Annotated in this window: 19 protein-coding genes; 13 read left to right on the plus strand and 6 right to left on the minus strand. The window is 71.8% G+C overall.

Features of this window, described 5'->3' with window-relative positions:
* The first annotated feature begins 9 nt into the window (after positions 1-9).
* The gene (locus tag OHU34_RS24420; protein WP_230195488.1) at positions 10-621 is read left to right on the plus strand and encodes a response regulator transcription factor; all 612 of its coding nucleotides are present in this window, start codon (positions 10-12) and stop codon (positions 619-621) included.
* Between the two features lie 89 nt (positions 622-710).
* Here the strand turns inward: OHU34_RS24420 and OHU34_RS24425 are convergent, their stop codons facing one another.
* Entirely contained in the window at positions 711-1,193 is a 483-nt protein-coding gene (locus tag OHU34_RS24425) for a GNAT family N-acetyltransferase (protein ID WP_142264752.1), read from the minus strand.
* A 152-nt stretch (positions 1,194-1,345) separates the two neighbouring features.
* Here OHU34_RS24425 and OHU34_RS24430 point away from each other — a divergent pair, with 152 nt between their 5' ends.
* Positions 1,346-2,149: an exodeoxyribonuclease III gene (locus tag OHU34_RS24430; protein WP_142264751.1), complete on the plus strand. Its 804-nt coding sequence runs from the start codon at positions 1,346-1,348 to the stop codon at positions 2,147-2,149.
* 127 nt (positions 2,150-2,276) lie between these two features.
* On the opposite strand, the gene OHU34_RS24435 is transcribed toward OHU34_RS24430, so the two are convergent.
* A complete protein-coding gene (locus tag OHU34_RS24435; RefSeq protein ID WP_142264750.1) occupies positions 2,277-2,921 on the minus strand; it encodes a MerR family transcriptional regulator in 645 nt (214 codons plus the stop codon).
* 140 nt (positions 2,922-3,061) lie between these two features.
* Here OHU34_RS24435 and OHU34_RS24440 point away from each other — a divergent pair, with 140 nt between their 5' ends.
* The 4 genes from OHU34_RS24440 (at position 3,062) to OHU34_RS24455 (ending at position 6,695) form a co-directional block, all read left to right on the plus strand.
* Positions 3,062-4,579: an NAD(P)/FAD-dependent oxidoreductase gene (locus tag OHU34_RS24440; RefSeq protein ID WP_142264749.1), complete on the plus strand. Its 1,518-nt coding sequence runs from the start codon at positions 3,062-3,064 to the stop codon at positions 4,577-4,579.
* Positions 4,576-5,451: an alpha/beta fold hydrolase gene (locus tag OHU34_RS24445; RefSeq protein ID WP_405768305.1), complete on the plus strand. Its 876-nt coding sequence runs from the start codon at positions 4,576-4,578 to the stop codon at positions 5,449-5,451. The genes OHU34_RS24440 and OHU34_RS24445 overlap by 4 nt, the downstream gene beginning before the upstream one ends.
* Positions 5,448-6,332, plus strand: a complete 885-nt coding sequence (locus OHU34_RS24450; protein WP_142264747.1) for an SDR family oxidoreductase — start codon at positions 5,448-5,450, stop codon at positions 6,330-6,332. Before OHU34_RS24445 ends, OHU34_RS24450 begins: the two co-directional genes overlap by 4 nt.
* A gap of 93 nt (positions 6,333-6,425) precedes the next feature.
* On the plus strand, positions 6,426-6,695 hold the full coding sequence (locus OHU34_RS24455; RefSeq protein WP_142264746.1) for a hypothetical protein: 270 nt from the start codon (positions 6,426-6,428) through the stop codon (positions 6,693-6,695).
* A gap of 139 nt (positions 6,696-6,834) precedes the next feature.
* On the opposite strand, the gene OHU34_RS24460 is transcribed toward OHU34_RS24455, so the two are convergent.
* Positions 6,835-10,209, minus strand: a complete 3,375-nt coding sequence (locus OHU34_RS24460; RefSeq protein WP_405768309.1) for a S41 family peptidase — start codon at positions 10,207-10,209, stop codon at positions 6,835-6,837.
* A 171-nt stretch (positions 10,210-10,380) separates the two neighbouring features.
* Between OHU34_RS24460 and OHU34_RS24465 the strand changes: the two genes are divergently transcribed.
* From OHU34_RS24465 to OHU34_RS24495, 7 genes are all read left to right on the plus strand, one after another.
* Entirely contained in the window at positions 10,381-10,986 is a 606-nt protein-coding gene (locus OHU34_RS24465; protein WP_142264744.1) for a TetR/AcrR family transcriptional regulator, read from the plus strand.
* A gap of 137 nt (positions 10,987-11,123) precedes the next feature.
* Positions 11,124-13,397: an MMPL family transporter gene (locus OHU34_RS24470; RefSeq protein WP_142264743.1), complete on the plus strand. Its 2,274-nt coding sequence runs from the start codon at positions 11,124-11,126 to the stop codon at positions 13,395-13,397.
* Positions 13,398-13,514: 117 nt separating this feature from the next.
* A complete protein-coding gene (locus tag OHU34_RS24475; protein ID WP_142264742.1) occupies positions 13,515-13,709 on the plus strand; it encodes a hypothetical protein in 195 nt (64 codons plus the stop codon).
* Positions 13,710-13,761: 52 nt separating this feature from the next.
* Positions 13,762-14,253, plus strand: coding sequence for a YbaK/EbsC family protein (locus OHU34_RS24480; RefSeq protein ID WP_142264741.1), 492 nt, complete (start codon positions 13,762-13,764; stop codon positions 14,251-14,253).
* Complete coding sequence (locus OHU34_RS24485; protein WP_142264740.1) at positions 14,250-15,095, plus strand: DMT family transporter; 846 nt, start codon at positions 14,250-14,252, stop codon at positions 15,093-15,095. The genes OHU34_RS24480 and OHU34_RS24485 overlap by 4 nt, the downstream gene beginning before the upstream one ends.
* A gap of 53 nt (positions 15,096-15,148) precedes the next feature.
* Positions 15,149-16,042 carry an arylamine N-acetyltransferase gene (locus tag OHU34_RS24490; protein ID WP_142264739.1) on the plus strand — a complete coding sequence of 298 codons (894 nt, stop codon included), beginning with the start codon at positions 15,149-15,151 and terminating at the stop codon, positions 16,040-16,042.
* Between the two features lie 74 nt (positions 16,043-16,116).
* Positions 16,117-16,389, plus strand: coding sequence for a dsRBD fold-containing protein (locus tag OHU34_RS24495; RefSeq protein ID WP_020128401.1), 273 nt, complete (start codon positions 16,117-16,119; stop codon positions 16,387-16,389).
* On the opposite strand, the gene OHU34_RS24500 is transcribed toward OHU34_RS24495, so the two are convergent.
* From OHU34_RS24500 to OHU34_RS24510, 3 genes are all read right to left on the minus strand, one after another.
* A complete protein-coding gene (locus OHU34_RS24500) occupies positions 16,379-17,587 on the minus strand; it encodes a serine hydrolase domain-containing protein (RefSeq protein WP_405768314.1) in 1,209 nt (402 codons plus the stop codon). The two genes, OHU34_RS24495 and OHU34_RS24500, sit on opposite strands and share 11 nt — an antisense overlap.
* Positions 17,588-17,664: 77 nt before the next feature.
* Positions 17,665-18,129, minus strand: a complete 465-nt coding sequence (locus OHU34_RS24505; RefSeq protein ID WP_142264737.1) for an organic hydroperoxide resistance protein — start codon at positions 18,127-18,129, stop codon at positions 17,665-17,667.
* A 189-nt stretch (positions 18,130-18,318) separates the two neighbouring features.
* Positions 18,319-18,786 (minus strand): MarR family winged helix-turn-helix transcriptional regulator, encoded by a 468-nt coding sequence (locus OHU34_RS24510; protein WP_020128404.1) that lies wholly within the window; start codon positions 18,784-18,786, stop codon positions 18,319-18,321.
* Positions 18,787-18,797 lie beyond the last annotated feature (11 nt).

Raw genomic sequence — 18,797 nt, forward strand, 5'->3', positions numbered from 1 at the left:
GACGGCGTCCTGCTGCGCGACGGCCTGACGACGCTGCTCACCCGCTTCGGGCACGAGGTCGTGGCGGCGGTGGGCGACGCGCCGGGGCTGCTGGAGGCGGTCGCCGGCCACGCGCCCGACATCGTCGTGACCGACGTCCGCATGCCGCCCGCCTTCCAGGACGAGGGGCTGCGGGCGGCGGTCCTGCTGCGCGCGGAGCGGCCCGGACTGCCGGTGCTCGTCCTCAGCCAGTACGTGCAGCGCGCCTACGCGGCCGAACTCCTCGACTCCGGCGACGGCACCGGCGTCGGCTATCTGCTCAAGGACCGGGTCGGCCAGGTGGAGGAGTTCGTCGACGCGCTGCGCGAGGTCGCGGCCGGCGGCACGGTCGTCGACCCGGAGGTCGTACGGCAACTGCTGCGTCGGCGCCGCGACCCGCTGGCCCGGCTCACCCCACGCGAGCGGGAGGTGCTGGCGCTGGTGGCGGAGGGGCGGTCCAACGGAGCGATAGCCCGTCAGCTGGTGGTGTCGGAGGCGGCCGTGGGCAAGCACATCGGCGGCATCCTCACCAAGCTGGACCTGCCCCCGGCCGACGACACCCACCGCCGGGTCCTGGCGGTGCTCGCCTACCTCAGAAGCTGAGGTTCTCCCGGAACCGAGCGGTTTCCGGAGCCGAGGCTCCTCAGCAGCCGACTGCTCAGAGGCCGAGGCTGCTCAGAGGCCGAGGTTGCTCAGAAGCCGAGCGGCTTGGCGTAGCACCGGCTGTTCTCGTACTCGCGGTAGTAGCCGAACTTCGTGCACGGCGCGTATCCGCTGGAGGTGTACAGGGCGATGGCCTCGGGCTGCTCGGTGCCGGTCTCCAGGACCATCCGGACACGGCCGGCCGCCCGCGCGTCCTCCTCCAGCGCGGTGAGCATCCGCCGGGCCAGGCCTCTGCCCCGCATCTCCCGGATCACGAACATCCGCTTGAGTTCGGCGTCGCCGTCCTCGTGCCCCTCGCCGTCGTCGTCCTGGCTGCGCCAGCCGCCCGTGGCCACCGGCCGGTCCAGCTCGTCGTACGCGATGAGGTAGACCCCGCGCGGCCGCCGGAAGTCGGACGGCTCCAGGACCGTGGCGTCACCGCCGTCGCCGTAGCGCTCGTGGTACTCGGCCTGGACCTCGTCGTTGAGCTTGACGGCGTCGGGGTGGTCGAAGGCGACCGGGCGTATATTCATGCTGCTCACAGTAGTTGTATGCACAATCCTGGAAAAGTCGATTCTGGACCTGGTCCAGTGTGCCGGTATCCGCCGGAGGTCGGACGTCGGAGGGCGGAGAGGGAGGCCGGAGGGCGCAGGCCCGCGCGGGACCGGGCCTGTATCGTGCCGGGGTGCTGACCGTGACCTCCGTGAACGTGAATGGACTGCGTGCCGCCGCGAAGAAGGGCTTCGTGGAGTGGCTCGCCGACACCTCCGCCGACGTGCTGTGCCTCCAGGAGGTGCGTGCCGAGCCGGGGCAGTTGCCGGAGGCGGTCCGGGCCCCCGAGGGCTGGTTCGTCACCCACGCGCCGGCCGCCGCGAAGGGTCGCGCCGGTGTCTCCCTGTACAGCCGTCGTGAGCCGGACGCCGTCCGGATCGGCTTCGGCTCGTCCGAGTTCGACGGCAGCGGCCGTTACGTCGAGGCCGACCTGCCCGGTGTGACGATCGCCTCCCTCTACCTGCCCTCCGGTGAGGTCGGTACCGACCGGCAGGACGAGAAGGTCCGCTTCATGGGCGAGTTCCTGGCCCATCTCAAGGACCTGCGCGCCCGTGCCGCCGCCGACGGCCGCGAGGTCCTCGTGGTGGGCGACTGGAACATCGCCCACCAGCAGGCCGACCTGAAGAACTGGCGCTCCAACACCAAGAACTCCGGCTTCCTCCCGGAGGAGCGCGACTGGCTGACCCAGGTCTTCGCCCCGACGGACGGCGGCTACGTCGACGTCGTGCGGTCGCTGCATCCGGACGTGGCGGGGCCGTACACGTGGTGGTCGTACCGGGGCCGGGCCTTCGACAACGACTCGGGATGGCGCATCGACCTTCACGTGTCGACGCCCACCCTCGCGGGCAAGGCCGTCAAGGGATTCGTGGAGCGGGCGGCCACGCACGGCGAGCGCTGGTCGGACCACGCTCCGGTGACGGTGGTCTACGACCTCTAGGGCGACCTCCAGGACGACCCTTGGGACGACCTGTGGGGCGACCTGTAAGGCGACGGCACGTACGACCTGGGTATGACGGCAGTCACCGACGCGATCACCACCGCGAGCGCGACCGCGGTCGGGATCTCTAGGTCGACTTGTGCAGTCGTCTGTCCAGGGCGAGGGACAGTTCCGCCTCGACCACGCTGCGTGCCAGTGGGCGCAGGCGGGGCAGGTCGTCCTCGGTCGCGTGGCGCAGGATCAGATCGGTGAAGAGGGTGGCGAGGGCGTCGGCGTGTTCACGGACCCGGACGCCGGCCGCCAGCACCTCGGCGAGCGGGATGCCCTCGCGGACCAGGGCGGAGGAGACGTCCAGCAAGCGGCGGCTGATGTGGACGATCTCGTCGCCGTCGGTGCCCAGGTAGCCGAGGTCCAGGGCGGCGGCGAGGTTCTCGGTGGTGACCTGGCCCTCGAAACGCGCGGCGAGTTCCTCGGGGGTCAGGCGGACCGGTTCCTCCTCGGTGGGGCCGCCGACGCCCAGGAGGTCGGCCACGCCGCGGCCGTGGTCGAGGGCGTCCGCCAGTTCCGCGATGCCGGTGAGGGTGTGGCCGCGTTCCAGCAGCGCCGCGATCGTGCGCAGGCGGGCCAGGTGATGGTCGTCGTACCAGGCGATACGGCCTTCGCGGCGTGGTGGCGCGAGGAGTTTGCGCTCGCGGTAGAAGCGCAGGGTGCGCACCGTGATGCCGGCCTCCGCGGCCAGCTCCTCCGTTCGGTACTCCCGCTTGTCCGTCACGGGCGAAGCCTATGTTGTACCGCCGGTAACTTCCCTCTCCCGGCCCCTACCCATCGGTACGGAGCTGCTCTACGCTCCCATTGCGCCAGTGTTCACTGGCAGAGTCCGTAGAGTCGCACGCACGGCTAGGAGGTGTCGGGATGACCGAACACGTACGGGTGGCGGTGATCGGGTCAGGTTTCGGTGGGCTGGGGGCGGCCGTGCGGCTGCGCCGCGAGGGGATCACCGACTTCGTCGTCCTGGAGCGGGCGGGCAGCGTCGGCGGGACCTGGCGGGACAACAGCTACCCGGGGTGCGCCTGTGACGTGCCCTCCCACCTGTACTCCTTCTCCTTCGCGCCCAACCCGGACTGGCCGCGCACCTTCTCCGGGCAGGAACACATCCGCGCCTATCTGGAGCACGTCGCGGACGTCTTCGGGCTCCGTCCGCATCTGCGGCTGGACTCCGAGGTGCTGCGGATGACGTGGGACGCGCAGGAGCTGCGCTGGGACATCGAGACCAGCGGCGGGCGGTACTTCGCCGATGTGGTCGTGTCGGCCACCGGGCCGCTGTCCGACCCGAAGATCCCGGAGATCCCCGGCCTCGACACCTTCCCCGGCAAGGTCTTCCACTCGGCCCGCTGGGACCACGACCACGATCTCACCGGGCAGCGCGTCGCCATGGTCGGCACCGGCGCCTCCGCCATCCAGATCGTGCCCGCCGTCCAGCCCGACGTCTCCCGGCTGACGCTCTTCCAGCGCACCCCGCCCTGGGTGATGCCCCGCATGGACCGGCCCATCAGCGGCGCGGAGCGCGCCCTGCACCGCGCCGTGCCCCTCACCACCCAGCTGCGCCGGGGACTGCTCTGGGGCATCCGGGAACTCCAGGTCCAGGCGTTCACCAAGCACCCGAACCAGCTCGGACTCGTCGAGCAGCTCGCCAAGCAGAACATGGCCCGCGCCATCAAGGACCCGGCCCTGCGTGCCAGGCTCACCCCGGACTACCGCATCGGCTGCAAGCGGATCCTGCTGTCCAGCACCTACTATCCGGCCCTCGCCCAGCCCAACGTGGACGTCGTCGCGAGCGGGCTGAGCGAGATCCGCGGGTCCACGCTGGTCGCCGCCGACGGCAGCGAGGCCGAGGTCGACGCGATCGTCTTCGGCACCGGCTTCCACGTCACGGACATGCCGATCGCCGACCGCGTGGTGGGCACCGACGGGCGGACGCTCGCGGAGAGCTGGAAGGACGGGATGGAGGCGCTGCGCGGTGCCTCCGCCGCCGGCTTCCCGAACTGGATGACGATCATCGGCCCCAACACCGGCCTGGGGAACTCCTCCATGATCCTGATGATCGAGTCCCAGCTGAACTACATGGCCGACTATCTGCGCCAGCTCGACGTCCTCGGTGGACGCGCGGCGCTGGACGCGCGGCCGAGCGCCGTGCACGCCTGGAACCGCCGGGTGCAGGACCGGATGAAGCGGACGGTGTGGAACACGGGCGGCTGCACCAGCTGGTACCTGGACGCGAGCGGCCGCAACACCACCATCTGGCCGGGCACCACGGCCGAGTTCCGGCGGGCCACCCGCCGCGTCGACCTCGCCGAGTACGAGGTCCTGCGCGCACCCGCGGTGCCGCCGGCCCGCGCGGAGCACAGCGAGAACGACGAGGTGACGGCATGACCTCCGCCCGCGAGCTCACCGCCGTCTCCGCCGACGGCACGCTCCTGCACGTCGAGGTCCATGGCCCCGAGACCGCGCCCGCCGTCGTCCTCGCCCACGGCTGGACCTGCTCGACCGCGTTCTGGGCGGCCCAGATCCGCGACCTCGCCGCCGACCACCGGGTCATCGCCTACGACCAGCGCGGCCACGGACGCACCCTGCCGAGCCAGGCGTGCAGCACCGACACCCTCGCCGACGACCTGGAAGCGGTCCTCGCCGCGACGCTCGCGCCGGGCGAGAAGGCGGTGATCGCCGGGCACTCCATGGGCGGCATGACGGTGCTGGCGGCGGCCGCCAGGGACGTCTTCCGGGAACACGCGGCGGCCGTCCTGCTGTGCAGCACCGGCGCCTCGGCCCTGGTCGCCGAGTCCACCGTCCTCCCCCTGCGGCCGGGCCCGTTGCGGACCTGGCTGACCCGGCACGTCCTCGGGTCGAGGGCGCCCCTCGGACCGGTCACGCCGGTCGCCAAGCGGATCCTCAAGTACGCCACGATGGGCGCCGGTTCCGCCCCGCACATGGTGGACGCGTGTGCCCGCATCGTGCACGCCTGCCCGCGCAAGGTGCGCCACACCTGGTCGCACGTGCTGAACCTGCTCGACCTCGACCACGGCGTACGGGAGTTGCGGGTGCCCACGGCGGTGATCGTCGGCAGCGGCGACCGGCTCACCCCGCCGGTGCACGCCCGCCGGATCGCCGCCGCGCTCCCGCACTGCGTCGGCCTCACCGAACTGCCCGGCCTCGGCCATATGACACCGGTCGAGGCACCCGACCTGGTCACCGGCCGGATCCGGGAACTCGTCACCACATACGCACAGTTGAAGGAGGGCGCATGAGCAGGGTCAGTCTCGAAGGACAGGTCGCGGTCGTGACCGGGGCCGCGCGGGGCGTCGGGGAGCAGCTGGCCCGCAAGCTCTCCGCGCGCGGTGTGAAGGTCGCGCTGGTCGGCCTGGAGCCGGACGCGCTCAAGCAGGTCTCCGAGCGCCTGCACAGCGACAGCGACCACTGGTACGCCGACGTCACCGACCACGAGGCGATGGCCCGGGTCGCGGCGGAGGTGAAGGAGCGCTTCGGCAAGGTGGACATCGTGGTCGCCAACGCCGGTGTGGCCAACGGCGGTCCGTTCGCCGACTCCGACCCGCAGGCCTGGCGACGGGTCATCGAGGTCAACCTGATCGGCTCGGCGGTCACGGCCCGCGCCTTCCTGCCGCTGCTGCGGGAGAGTCGCGGCTACCTCCTCCAGATCGCCTCGCTCGCCGCGATCACCCCGGCGCCGATGATGACCGCGTACTGCGCGTCCAAGTCGGGCGTGGAGGCGTACGCGCACAGCCTGCGCGCCGAGGTCGGCCACCAGGGTGTCCGGGTCGGCGTCGGCTATCTGTCCTGGACCGACACCGACATGGTGCGGGGTGCCGATCAGGACGAGGTGATGCGGGAGTTGAGGCAGCGGCTGCCGTGGCCGTCGAACAAGACGTATCCGCTGGGGCCGGCCGTCGACCGGATCGTGGCCGGGATCGAACGGCGCTCGTCGCACGTGTACGGACAGTGGTGGCTGCGGGGGATGCAGGGGGTGCGCGGCTATCTGCCCGCGCTCATCGGGACGGTGGGCCAGCGCGAGATGAGGCGGTTCGCGCCCCGGCTGCAGGGGATGCGGACGGGGCTGGTGGGCGCGGGCGGCTCCGCCGACGAACAGGCGAGGGCTACGCAGCGTAGTTGATCGACATGCGCGCGGTGAGCACCCGTGTGAATCTGGTCGAGGCCCCACCAAGGGGCCCCAACCCCCCTCATCTCCCCACAGGAGTGAACCCACATGGGTATGAAGGACAAGTTCCAGGACCAGTCCGAGCAGTTCAAGCAGCAGGCCAAGCAGAAGGTCGGGCAGGCCAAGGAGCAGGCGCAGCAGCGCGGCAAGCAGCACCCGGGCGAGCGTCCCGGTGAGCGTCCGGGCGAGCGGTCCGGTGAGCGTCCCGGAGAGCGTTCGGGCCAGCGTCCCGGTGAGCGTCCCGGCCAGCGTCCCGGCCAGGACACGGAGCGTATGCGGCGCGACGACGACGACGACCGTATCGGCCAGGACTTCTAGCCGAGCCCGGTCTGTGTGATGACGTGGGGCGCCCTTCCTTCCGGGAGGGCGCCCTGCCTCGTGGCGGAGGCCGTCGTCGCGACGACCTCTCGAGCCCGTTACCTCTCGAGCAGCCCGTTACCTCTGAAGCCCGTGACCCCTAAAGCCCGTGGCGGGGCGGCAACTTGGGCCGGGAGCGGTCGGGGACGTCGTCGTAGGTCGGCGGGCTCGCCGGGGGGCGGCTGGTGAGGAGGTCCAGGGCCAGCCGAACGGCGTCGTCGAGTTGGGCGTGACGGCCTTCGGCCCAGTCGAGCGGGGTGCGCAGCACCTCGAGGTCGGGGGTGACACCCCGGTTCTCCACGGACCAGCCGTACGCGTCGAACCAGGCCGCGTTCATCGGGACGGTGATGACGGTGCCGTCGCCGAGCTGGTGGCGGCCGGTCATGCCGACCACGCCGCCCCAGGTGCGCTGGCCGACCACCGGGCCCAGCTTCAGCAGCTTGAAGGCGGCCGTGATCATGTCGCCGTCCGAGGACGTCGCCTCGTCGGCCAGTGCCACCACCGGGCCTCGCGGCGCGTTCGAGGCGTACGACACCGGCTGGGCGTCGCGGGTGAGGTCCCAGCCGATGATGGTGCGGGTCAGCTTCTCCACCACCAGCTCGCTGATGTGCCCGCCCGCGTTGCCGCGCACGTCCACGAGCAGTGCGGGCCTGGACACCTCCATCCGCAGATCGCGGTTGAACTGGGCCCAGCCCGAGCCGCCCATGTCGGGGATGTGCAGATAGCCGCACCGGCCACCGCTCAACTCGTGTACCACGGCCCGCCGTTTGGCCACCCAGTCCTGGTAGCGCAGCGGGCGTTCGTCGATGAGCGGGACCACCGCCACCCGGCGCGGACGGCCCGAACCGCCCTCGGCCGAGGTGAAGGTGAGTTCCACCGTGGTGCCGCCCGCGCCGGCGAGGAGCGGATACGGGCCGGTCACCGGGTCGACCTGCCGTCCGTCCACGTGTGTGAGGACCGCCCCGTCGCGGATCCCGGTCCCGGCCAGCGGGGAACGCGCCTTGGAGTCGGAGGAGTCGCCGGGCAGGATCCGCCGGACCGTCCAACCGGCCTCGCGGTGTACGAAGTTGGCGCCCAGCAGGCCCTGGAGGCGTTGGTAGTGCGGTGGACCCTCGTTGCGGCGGGCGGCGGTGACGTACGCGTGGGAGGTGCCCAGTTCGCCCAGCACCTCACGCAGCAGGTCCGCGAACTCGTCGGGTGAAGCGACCCGTTCGACCAGCGGCCGGTACTGGTCGAGGATCGCGTCCCAGTCGATGCCGCACATCCCCGGGTCCCAGAAGTAGGCGCGGATCAGCCGCCCGGCCTCCTCGTACGACTGACGCCACTCGGCGCCCGGGTCCACCTCGTGCAGGATGCGTCGCATGTCGATCCAGACCGTGGAGTCCAGGTCGCCGGACTCGGTCGACGGCACCGCCCGCAGGTCGCCCTCGTCGACCACGACCAGCCGGGAGCCGTCCCCGCTGAGCGCGAACCAGTCGAGGTGGTCGACGAGTTCGGACTTCTTCGCCTTGCTGATGTTGAAGTACTCGAGGGTCGGCCGCCCGCTGGTGTCGTCCGGGTTCGCGAAGGTCTCGCCCAGCGCCCCGGAGATCGGCCAGCGCAGCCACACCAGTCCGCCGCCCGCCACCGGGTACAGCGCCGAGTACTTGGACGCCGGTACCGGGAAGGGCGTGACGCGGCTCTCCAGGCCCTCGATCTCGACGGTCACGGCCCCGTCGCCGCCCTCGTCGTCCTCCACCGGGTCCAGGCCTCCGGCGGCGGGCCGGCCCTCCGGGGTCAGGGCGAAGGGGGAGGGGGTCGCCGACGACAGCGGCACCAGGTAGGGGCGGCAGCCGAGCGGGAAGGACAGGTCCCCGGTGTGCACGTCGTACACCGGGTCGAAGCCGCGCCAGGAGAGGAAGGCCAGGTAGCGGCCGTCCCTGGTGAAGACCGGGTTCTCGTCCTCGAACCGGCCGTTGGTGACGTCCACGATGAGCCGGTCCTTGATGCGGGCCATCTTGATCTGCCGCAGCGACCGGCCGATCCCCGGATGCGACCAGGTCAGCCAGCTCCCGTCGGGGGAGAAGGCCAGGTCCCGCACGGGTCCGTTGACCGAGGAGATCAGCTCGGTGACGGCGCCGTCCGCTTCCGAGCCGTCCGACTTCGTGCCGTCCGACTTCGTGCCGTCCGGGTCCGTGCCGTCCGTGCCCGCGCCGCCTGCGTCACCCGCGTCGTCGCTCCCGGTGATGTCGTCGTCGGCCAGGGCGAGGTCGTCGGACACGGTGATGAGGAGCAGCCGTCCGTCGTGCGCGGCGACGGCGAGCCGCTCGCCGTCGGGGTCGGACACCATCTCCAGCACCCGGCCGAGCCGCCCGGAGGCCAGCCTGCGGGGCGCGCGGTCGCCGGTGGCCCGGGGCAGATGGGCGATCTCGACGGCGTCCTCGCCCTCCGCGTCCGTCACATAGGCGACCTGGCCGCCCGAGCCGAGCATCTCCGGCAGCCGTACCCGAACCCCGGGGGTGTCGGTGATCGTCCGGGCCGGGCCGTCGCGGTGCGTCAGCCAGTACAGACTGCCGCGTACGACGACGGCGCTCGCCCGCCCCGTCTCGTCGACGGAGATGCCGTCCACGTGCTGGGCGGCCGGGATCTGGTAGGGCCGCCTCCCCGCGCGCGGTCCGCTGAGCCGTACGTCGATCCGGCGCGGCTCGGAGTCGGCGGCGAGGTCGTCGACGATCCACAGGTCGCCGGCGCACTGGTACACCACCCGGGTGCCGTCGCTGGAGGCGTGCCGGGCGTAGAAGGCGTCGTGGTCGGAGTGCCGGCGCAGGTCGGAGCCGTCGTGGGCGCAGGAGTAGAGGTTGCCGACGCCTTCGTGGTCGGAGAGGAAGGCGATCCGGCCGCCGACGAAGAGGGGGGAGTGCAGATGGCCGTCGAGGTCCGCCAGGAGCCGCTGCCCGTGCAGCCACAGGCGGCCCGTCGCCCCGCCCCGGTAGCGTTTCCAGGCGGCGGGTTCGTGCGGTGGGGTGCCGGTGAGCAGGAGGGTTTTGCACTCGCCGGCGATGTCGGCGGTCTGCAGGTCGGAGACCGGGCCCCAGGGGAGCTTGCGGCCGGGCGCGCCGTCGGTGGGGACCTTGTAGGCCCAGGTGAAGTAGGAGAAGGGCTCGCCGTGGGAGGCGACGGCGAGGATGTCGGTGTGCCCGTCCTGGTCGGGGGGCGTCCAGCCGCGGACCTGGGTGTCGGAGCTGCCCCAGTACGTCAGCCGCCGTCCCGGCCCGCCGTCCACGGGCACCAGATGGATCTCCGGGACGAGACTGCGCCAGCTCGTGTACGCGATCAGGGTCCCGTCGGGGGAGAACCTGGGGTGTCCGGCCTTGGTGCGGTCGACGGTGAGCCGCCAGGCGCGGCCGGGGTCGGCGAGGGGGGCCAGCCAGAGGTCGTCCTCGGCGACGAAGCAGAGCAGGTCACCACTGAGGTGGGGCAGACGCAGATAGCTCACCTCCCCATGCTTTTCCGGCGAATGGGGCCGGGCAACTTATGCGCTCGCTTTATGCGTCCTTCACCTTCGTGAGCCAGCACACGTACGAAACGGTTTCGTTTCGCTGTTCCTCAGGGTATCTTCATGGTGTACGAGACGAGTCGGTGACGACGGAGCCGGAAGGTGAGTGACATGACTGAGATCGCAACGACGCGTCGCAGTCGCATCACGCCCGAGCGCGAGGCCGAGCTGTACCGGGCCGTGCTCGACCTGCTCCGCGAGGTCGGCTACGACGCCCTCACCATGGACGCCGTCGCCACCCGCACCCGATCCAGCAAGGCGACGCTCTACCGCCAGTGGGGCGGCAAGGCCGAGCTGGTGGCGAAGGCGGTGCGGCACGACAAGCCGGGCGCGTCCGCCGGCGGCGTCGACACCGGATCGCTCAGGGGCGACCTGCATGCCCTCACGATGCGTTCGGACGACTGCGAGATGGAGCAGAACTCCGCGCTGATGCGAGGGCTGGCCATGGCGATCCATGGCAACCCGGACCTCCTGAGGGCGTTCAAGGAACACCTCGTCGAGCCGGAGATGGCGGAGTTCCGCAACGTGCTCCAGCGGGCGATCGACCGGGGCGAGGTCCGTGCGGACAACCCCGCGCTCGACTACGTGCCGCACATGATGATCGGCGCGTTCGCCGCCCGCACCATGCTCGACGAACAACCTCCGACGCAGGCCTTCCTCCTCTCGTACATCGACGCCGTGGTCCTCCCTGCCCTCGGCGTCTCCACCACCACCTGACCGTCCCCACGGTCCGCCCACCTGACGTCACCGCTCACGTCGTCGGGCCGATCACCCCTGCTCTCCCCGCCGGGTTGGTCAACCCTGCCCTTGGGGCCTGTGGCCCCACACCACGACCTGACCGGGAGTACGCCTCCGTGGCCACGTTCCTTTACAAACTCGGCCGTCTCGCCTTCAGGCGACGCCACTTCGTCGCCCTGATATGGGTGGCCCTGCTGACCCTGGCCGGCGTCGGCGCCGCCTCCGCGCCCGCCGCCGGCACGACCTCCTTCTCCATCCCCGGCGTCGAGGCCCAGAAGGCCTTCGACCTGCTGGAACAGCGCTTCCCAGGAGCCAGCGCCGACGGCGGGACCGGGCGCATCGTCTTCAAGGCGCCCGAGGGCCAGAAGATGACGGACACCGCCAACAGGGCGACCGTCGAGAAGACCGTCGACACCCTCGGCGACGGCTCCGAGGTCGTCTCCGTCACCGACCCGTTCACGACCGGCGCCGTGAGCAAGGACGGCACGGTCGCCTACACGTCGGTGAAGTACGACGCCCCCGGCATGGAACTGAAGGACTCGACCAGGGACGCCCTGGAGAAGGCCGGGGACGAGGCCCGGGCGACCGGACTGACCGTCGACGTCGGAGGTGACGCCCTCCAGGCCGGCGCCGAGCCGGGTGCGATCGGCGAGGTCATCGGTCTCGCGATCGCCGCCGTCGTCCTCGTCATCACCCTGGGATCGCTGGTCGCCGCCGGACTGCCGCTGCTGACGGCGATCATCGGTGTCGGCATCGGCGTCTCCACCATCACCGCGCTCGCCAAGGCGCTCGACCTGGGCGACACCACCTCCACCCTCGCGTTGATGATCGGCCTGGCGGTCGGCATCGACTACGCGCTGTTCATCGTCTCCCGCTACCGGAGCGAGCTGGCCGAGGGCCGCGACCGCGAGGAGGCGGTCGGCCGCGCCACCGGCACCGCCGGCTCGGCGGTGGTCTTCGCCGGTCTCACGGTCGTGATCGCCCTGGCGGGCCTCGCGGTCGTCAACGTGCCGATGCTGACCAAGATGGGCCTCGCGGCGGCGGGCACGGTCGTGGTGGCCGTCCTCATCGCGCTGACCATGATCCCCGCGCTGCTCGGCTACGCCGGCAGGAGGGTCAGGGCCACGGGCGAGAAGCGCGGGTCGACCGGTGACATGACCGGCGAGAAGACCGGCGAGAAGACCGGTGCCGGGACCGGTGAGAAGGGCCGGCAGGGCAAGCAGGCCAAGCCCGGCCCGGGCGTCCGCTGGGCGAGCTTCGTCATCCGCCGTCCGGCCGCCGTGCTGCTGCTCGGCGTGGTCGGGCTGGGCGCGATCGCCGTCCCCGCCACCCGGCTGGAGCTGGGCCTGCCCGACGACGGCTCGCAGCCGACGTCCACGACGCAGCGCCGGGCGTACGACCTGCTGTCGGAGGGCTTCGGCCCCGGCTTCAACGGGCCCCTGATGATCGTGGTCGACGCCCGGAACAGCGACGACCCCGAGGCTGCGGCCACCACGGTGACCGACGGGATCAAGGACCTCAAGGACGTCGCGACGGTCACCCCGGCGATGTTCAACAAGGCCGGCGACACCGCCACGATCACCGTGATCCCGGGCTCCAAGCCGTCCTCGACCCAGACCGAGGACCTGGTGCACGCCATCCGTGACCAGGGCACCGACGTCAGGGCCGACACCGGCGCGCAGGTGCTGGTCACCGGCACCACCGCGATGAACATCGACTTCTCGCAGAAGCTCAACGACGCGCTGATCCCCTACCTGGGTCTGGTCGTCGGCCTGGCCTTCCTGCTGCTGATCGTGGTCTTCCGCTCCATCCTGGTCCCGCTGAAGGCGGCCCTCGGCTTCCTGCTCAGCGTGCTCGCCGCGCTCGGTGCCGTCGTCGCGGTCTTCCAGTGGGGCTGGCTCGGCGGCCTGATCGGCGTCGAGGAGACCGGCCCGATCATGTCGATGATGCCGATCTTCATGGTGGGCGTGGTCTTCGGCCTCGCGATGGACTACGAGGTGTTCCTCGTGACCCGGATGCGGGAGGCGTACGTCCACGGCGAGAGCCCGAGCCAGGCCATCGTCACCGGCTTCCGGCACAGCGCCAAGGTGGTGGCCGCCGCCGCGATCATCATGATGGCCGTCTTCGGCGGCTTCATCAGCTCCACCGAGTCGATGATCAAGATGATCGGCTTCGGCCTCGCGATCGCCGTCTTCTTCGACGCGTTCATCGTGCGCATGGCGATCGTGCCGGCGGTGCTGGCCCTGCTCGGCAAGAAGGCCTGGTGGCTGCCGAAGTGGCTGGACCGCGCCCTGCCCAACGTGGACGTCGAGGGCGAGGGCCTGAAGACCCGGGCCGACGCCGACTCGTCCCGTGACGGCGACGAGGACCGGGAACTGGTCCGCGCCTGACGTACCGGTCCACCGACAGACCGCCGGTGAGGGCTCCGTGGGGACGGGGCGCCCTCACCGGCTTCCTTCTGCGCGACCGGCCATCGGCCGGCCGGGGCCGTCGGCCATGATGTCCGGGTGACTCACCGCATCAGCGCTCTGATCTCGTCCTTCGGCGTTCTCGTCAGCGCATTGCTGCTTCTCCTGGCCGTCCGTGAGTGCCGCGAAGGGGCATCGGCCCTCTGGATCGGGGCCGGAGCCGCGATCCTGCTCGGCGCTTCGTACGCGCTCGCGCGGGACGTACGACGGCTCCGCACGGACCCGGCGTCGTGAGGCGGCACAACCCGCTCGCGTGCCCCCTACACCGACCGCTAGCGTGCCGTGCATGACGACGACAGCCGCGCATCCCCGATTCGCCGAGGCACTGCACGAACTGGGCCTCGACCAGCTGCACACCCGGGTCCGCCGGTTCCCCGAGGCGACCAGGACCGCCGCCGAGGCCGCCGCCGCGATCGGGTGTGGACCGAGCCAGATCTGCAAGTCGCTGATCTTCGCCGCGGACGGGGTGCCCGTGCTGGTGCTGATGGACGGCGCCTCGCGCGTCGACGTGGAGCTGGTGCGCAGGGAACTCGGCGTGGCGAAGGTGACCCGGGCCGCCGCGGACGTCGTACGGGAGACCACCGGGTGCGCGATCGGGGGTGTACCGCCCTTCGGGCACCGGACGCGCACACGGGTGCTGGCCGATCGCAACCTCCTCGCGCACGACGTCGTGTGGGCCGCCGCCGGGAACCCGCACGCCGTCTTCCCCATCGCGCCCCGGGACCTCGTCGAGCACGCCGACGCGACCCTCGTGGACGTGCGCGAGCGCACCGCGTGACCCCGCTGGTCACCGCGGCCGTCCTGGTCGCCGCGATCACCCACGCCAGCTGGAACGCCATCGCCCACCGGATCACCGACAAACTCGTCGGGTTCACGCTGATCGCCGGCGGCGGCATGCTCATCGGGCTCGCGCTCGTGCCCTTCACCGCGTTCCCGGCCCCCCGCGCGTGGCCGTACCTGCTGGCCTCCGCTGTCGTCCACATCGCCTACTACGTGCTGCTGATGCGGTCGTTCCGGCTCGGCGACTTCGGGCAGGCCTACCCCATCGCGCGCGGCTCCGCGCCGCTCGTCGTCACCGTCCTGGCCGCCGTCTTCGCACACGAGGTGCCGGACGGCTGGGCGGCCGCCGGTGTCGCGCTGTCCTGCGCGGGGCTGACCGGCGTCGCCCTGTGGGGGCTGCGCGGCCGGCGGCCGAACTGGGCGGCGATCGGCGCCGCCCTGGCGACGGGGCTGACCATCGCCACGTACACCGTCGTCGACGGGCTGGGCGTGCGGGCCTCCGGGTCCTCCCTGGGGTACATCGCCTGGCTGATGGCCGTGCAGGGGGTCGTCATCCCGGCGTACGCCGTCCACCGCTGGCGCGGGGGGACCCTCGCCGTGCTCCGCCCCTACGCCGCCCTGGGGCTGCTCGGCTCCGCGCTGTCCGTCCTCGCGTACGCCCTCGTCCTGTGGGCGCAGACCCGCGCCGAACTGGCGCCGATCGCCGCGCTGCGTGAGTCGTCGATCATCGTCGGAGCGGCGATCGGCGCGCTGTTCTTCAAGGAGCGGTTCGGCGCGCCCCGGCTCGTCGCCGCCGGACTCCTCGTCGTCGGTATCGGCCTGATGCTGCACACGGGCTGACCCGCTCGCCCGCTCTTCGTCGGTCCGGATGCGCGGCTGGTTAGGGTGAAGTCATGCCCGAGACAACAGCGTTCGGCCCTGACGATCTCGACTCCTACCTGAGGAGGATCGGCTGGGAGGGGGAACGCCGTGCCGACGCGGCGACCCTGAGGGGTGTGCATCTGGCCCACAGCCGTGCCATCCCCTTCGAGAACCTGGACCCGTTGCGCGGCACGGTCCCCTCGCTCGTCCCCGCGGACCTGATCGCCAAGCTGGTGCGGGGCGGCCGGCGCGGCGGCTACTGCTACGAGCACAACATGCTTCTCGCGGGCGTCCTGGAGGCGCTGGGCTTCGGGGTGACCCTGCTGACGGCGCGGGTCGTCGTGGGCGCGCAGCGGTTCGAGGAGCGGCCCCGCACCCATATGGCGCTCCTCGTCGAGGTCCCGGGCGACCCGCGGCCGTACCTCGCCGACGTCGGTTTCGGCGCCCCCGGAGCGCTGCTCGAGGCCGTCCCGCTCACCACGGACGTGGAGTTCCACGACGCGGGCCGCCGCCATCGCCTCGTCCACGCCCCGCACCGCGGCCCGCTGGAGCTGTGGGTGCTCCAGGCACACGCGGCGACGGCCGGGACAGCCGGAGTGTCCGAGGCGCCCGGGGCGTCCGGGCAGTCCGACGGGAGCGTCTGGCAGGCGCAGTACGCGTTCACTCTCGAACCGTTCGAGCGGCCCGACTTCGAGGTGATCAACTGGCACATCGCCACCAACCCCCGCTCGCCGTTCAGCAGCCGCCCCTACGTCCAGCGCAGCACCCCCGACCGCCATCTCCTCCTCAACGGTCCGGTGCTCACCGAGACCCACCCCGACGGTACCGCCGAACAACGCGAACTCACCGACGAGACGGAGGCGCGCCGGGTCCTCGACGAGGAGTTCGGCATCGCCGTACCGGACGGAACGCGGCTGCTGCCCTGAGCCGACTGGGTGCGTTCGTCCGCTCCCGGGAGCACCCTGGAAGGAGGACTCCCGGAGGTGACCTCATGACCACTATGCACACCACTGTCGGATGGCATGTCGAGCTGGAGTTCGAGGAGGACGGCCGGCACACGCGCGCGGTGGCGCTGGTACGCCTGCCGGACGGGACCGAGATCAAAACCCAGGGGCATGCCACCCGGCACAACGTGGACGTCAACCAGCCGCGGGTCGGCGAGGAGATCGCCGGCGCCCGCGCCCTCAACGAGATCGCCATGCAGCTGCTGACCAAGGCCCATGTGGAGATCGACGACGACTCGGGCCGCAGGTCTCACTCGATCAACGTGTGACGCGCAGGGGCCGGCGCTCGGCGGTCAGGACCGTCCGCAGCGCTCGCAGCAGTGCCTGCGCGCGTGGGTCCGCCGTCACGCTCGTCCGGAAGCCGTTGGTGACATAGCCGAAGGCGACGCCGGACTCGGGGTCGGCGAGGCCGAGCGCGCCCCCGCGGCCCGGGTGGCCGAAGGAGGTGGGGGACAGCAGCGGGGACGCGGCTCCGTGCAGCATGGGGCCGAGGCCGAACCGGGTGTTCACGACGAGCACCCGGTCGGGGCCCGAGGACTGCTCGCCGCGCGCCAGTTCCACCGTCTCCGGCCGCAGCAGCCGCACCCCGCCCGCCACCTCGCCGATCAGCGACGCGTAGAAGCGGGCCAGGCCGTCGGCGGTGGCGATGCCGTTCGAGGCGGGGAGCGCGGCCGCCCGGTAGGCGGGGTCGTTCTCGTCGGGCAGCGGGGTGATCGCGGCGAAGGCGCGGCGGGTGAGGGAGGCGGGATCGGCGTAGGCGGCGGTGACGGCCGGCTTGGGTCGGGTCTTCAGCGCCCCGCTCTGCGCGGGCGCGTCCACCTGCCCCACACGCCCCACTCGCGCGCGCTGCGCCCGCGGCAGTCCGAGCCACAGGTCGGCCCCCACCGGGCCGGCGATCTCGTCGGCGATCCACTCGCCGATGGTCCGCCCGGTGATCCGCCGCACCAGCTCGCCGGTCAGCCAGCTGTACGTCTGTGCGTGGTACCCGTGGTCCGTCCCGGGCTCCCAGGCCGGTGCCTGCGCCGCCACCGCGGCCGCGCCGAGGTCGGGGTCGGCGGCCTCGGCGGGGGTCAGCGGCCGGTCCAGCACGGGGACGCCCGCGCGGTGCGCGAGCAGGTGCCGGACGAGCGTCCGCTCCTTGCCCGCCGCCTTGTACTGCGGCCAGTACGTCCCCACGGGCGCGTCCAGGTCCAGCTCCCCGCGCTGGTGCAGCAGCAGGAGCGCGACGGCGGCGACGCCCTTGGTCGCCGACCGTACGATCTGCGCGGTGCCCTGTTCCCAGGGCGCCTCGCCGGCCGCACCGAGCGCGCCGTCGACGTCTCGCGTGCCGCCCCACAGGTCGACGACCTTGTGCCCGTCCCGGTAGACGGCCACCGCCGCGCCCCGGTCCCCGAGCACCTCGAAGTTCCGTACGAACGCCTCCCGGACCGGCTCGAAGCCCTCGGCCACCGCACCGCTCACGTTCACGCCCGCACGCCCTCTCGGAAGATCGCCTTCAACTCCTGGGGGAACACCCCCGTCGAGCCTGCGATTCCTTCGTTTCGCTAGCCGAGAATGATCGTTACATCGATGTTGCCGCGGGTGGCGTTCGAGTAAGGGCACACCTGGTGCGCCGCGTCGACCAGCTTCCCGGCGAGTTCCGGGTCGAGGACGGGGAGCGAGACGCTGAGCGCGACGGCGAGCCCGTAGCCCTTGGTCTTGTTGGGGCCGATCCCGACCTTCGCCGCCACCGTGGAGCCGGTGAGGTCGAAGCCCGCGCGGTTGCCTACGAGGATCAGCGCGTTGTGGAAGCAGGAGCTGTAGCCGGCCGCGAAGAGCTGTTCCGGGTTGGTGCCGTTGCCGTCGCCGCCCAGCTCCGGCGGCATCGCCACCTTCAGCTCGATCTGGCCGTCCTGGCTGGTCACGTACCCGTCGCGGCCGCCGTGCGCGGTTGCCTCGGCGACGTACGTGATCTTCGTCGGACGGGTGTCGACGGTGTTGACGGTGTCGACGGCGCTGCCTTCGGTCACGGCGGGACCTCCCCCGGGAACTTGCCCAATAACGTTGCCCAATTACATCGTGCACAAGGTACCGGCCGGTAGGTAGGTGCTCGCTTACCAGGGGGGGGCGTAACCGCGGGTAACGTCCGTCGCGGGCTGCCGTGGGATTCCGCCGGAGTCGGTTGCACTCAGTGCGGCCCCGGGCGGCCCCGGTCGGACTCAGCGGGTGCGGTCCGCCGCACCCTGTGCCCGCTGCGCGAGCTCCCACAGCTCCTCGCGCAACCGCGTGACCTCCGCCGTCCCGAGCCCCGTCGTCGCGAGCAGGGAGGCGGGCACGCGCTCCGCGCGCCCCTTCAGCTCCTCACCGCGCCCGGTGCACGCGACGAGCACCGAGCGCTCGTCCCGCGCCGAGCGCTCCCGGCGCACCAGCCCCGCCGCCTCCAGCCGCTTCAGCAGCGGCGACATCGTGCCGTAGTCGAGGCGCAGGGCCGACGCCAGCTCCTTGACGGTCGTCTCGCCGCGCTCCCACAGGACCAGCAGCACGAGGTACTGGGGGTAGGTGAGCCCCAGTTCGTCCAGGAGCGGCCGGTAGGCGGCCGTCACCGCCCGCTGGGCCGCGTACAGCGCGAAGCACAGCTGCTCGTCGAGGAGCAGCGTGCCGTCGGCGGTTGGTGCCTCGTTCGTCACGCGCCCATTGT

Origin of the sequence: Streptomyces sp. NBC_00080, from assembly GCF_045041255.1 — a bacterium.
GTDB classification, from domain to species: Bacteria; Actinomycetota; Actinomycetes; order Streptomycetales; family Streptomycetaceae; genus Streptomyces; species Streptomyces coriariae.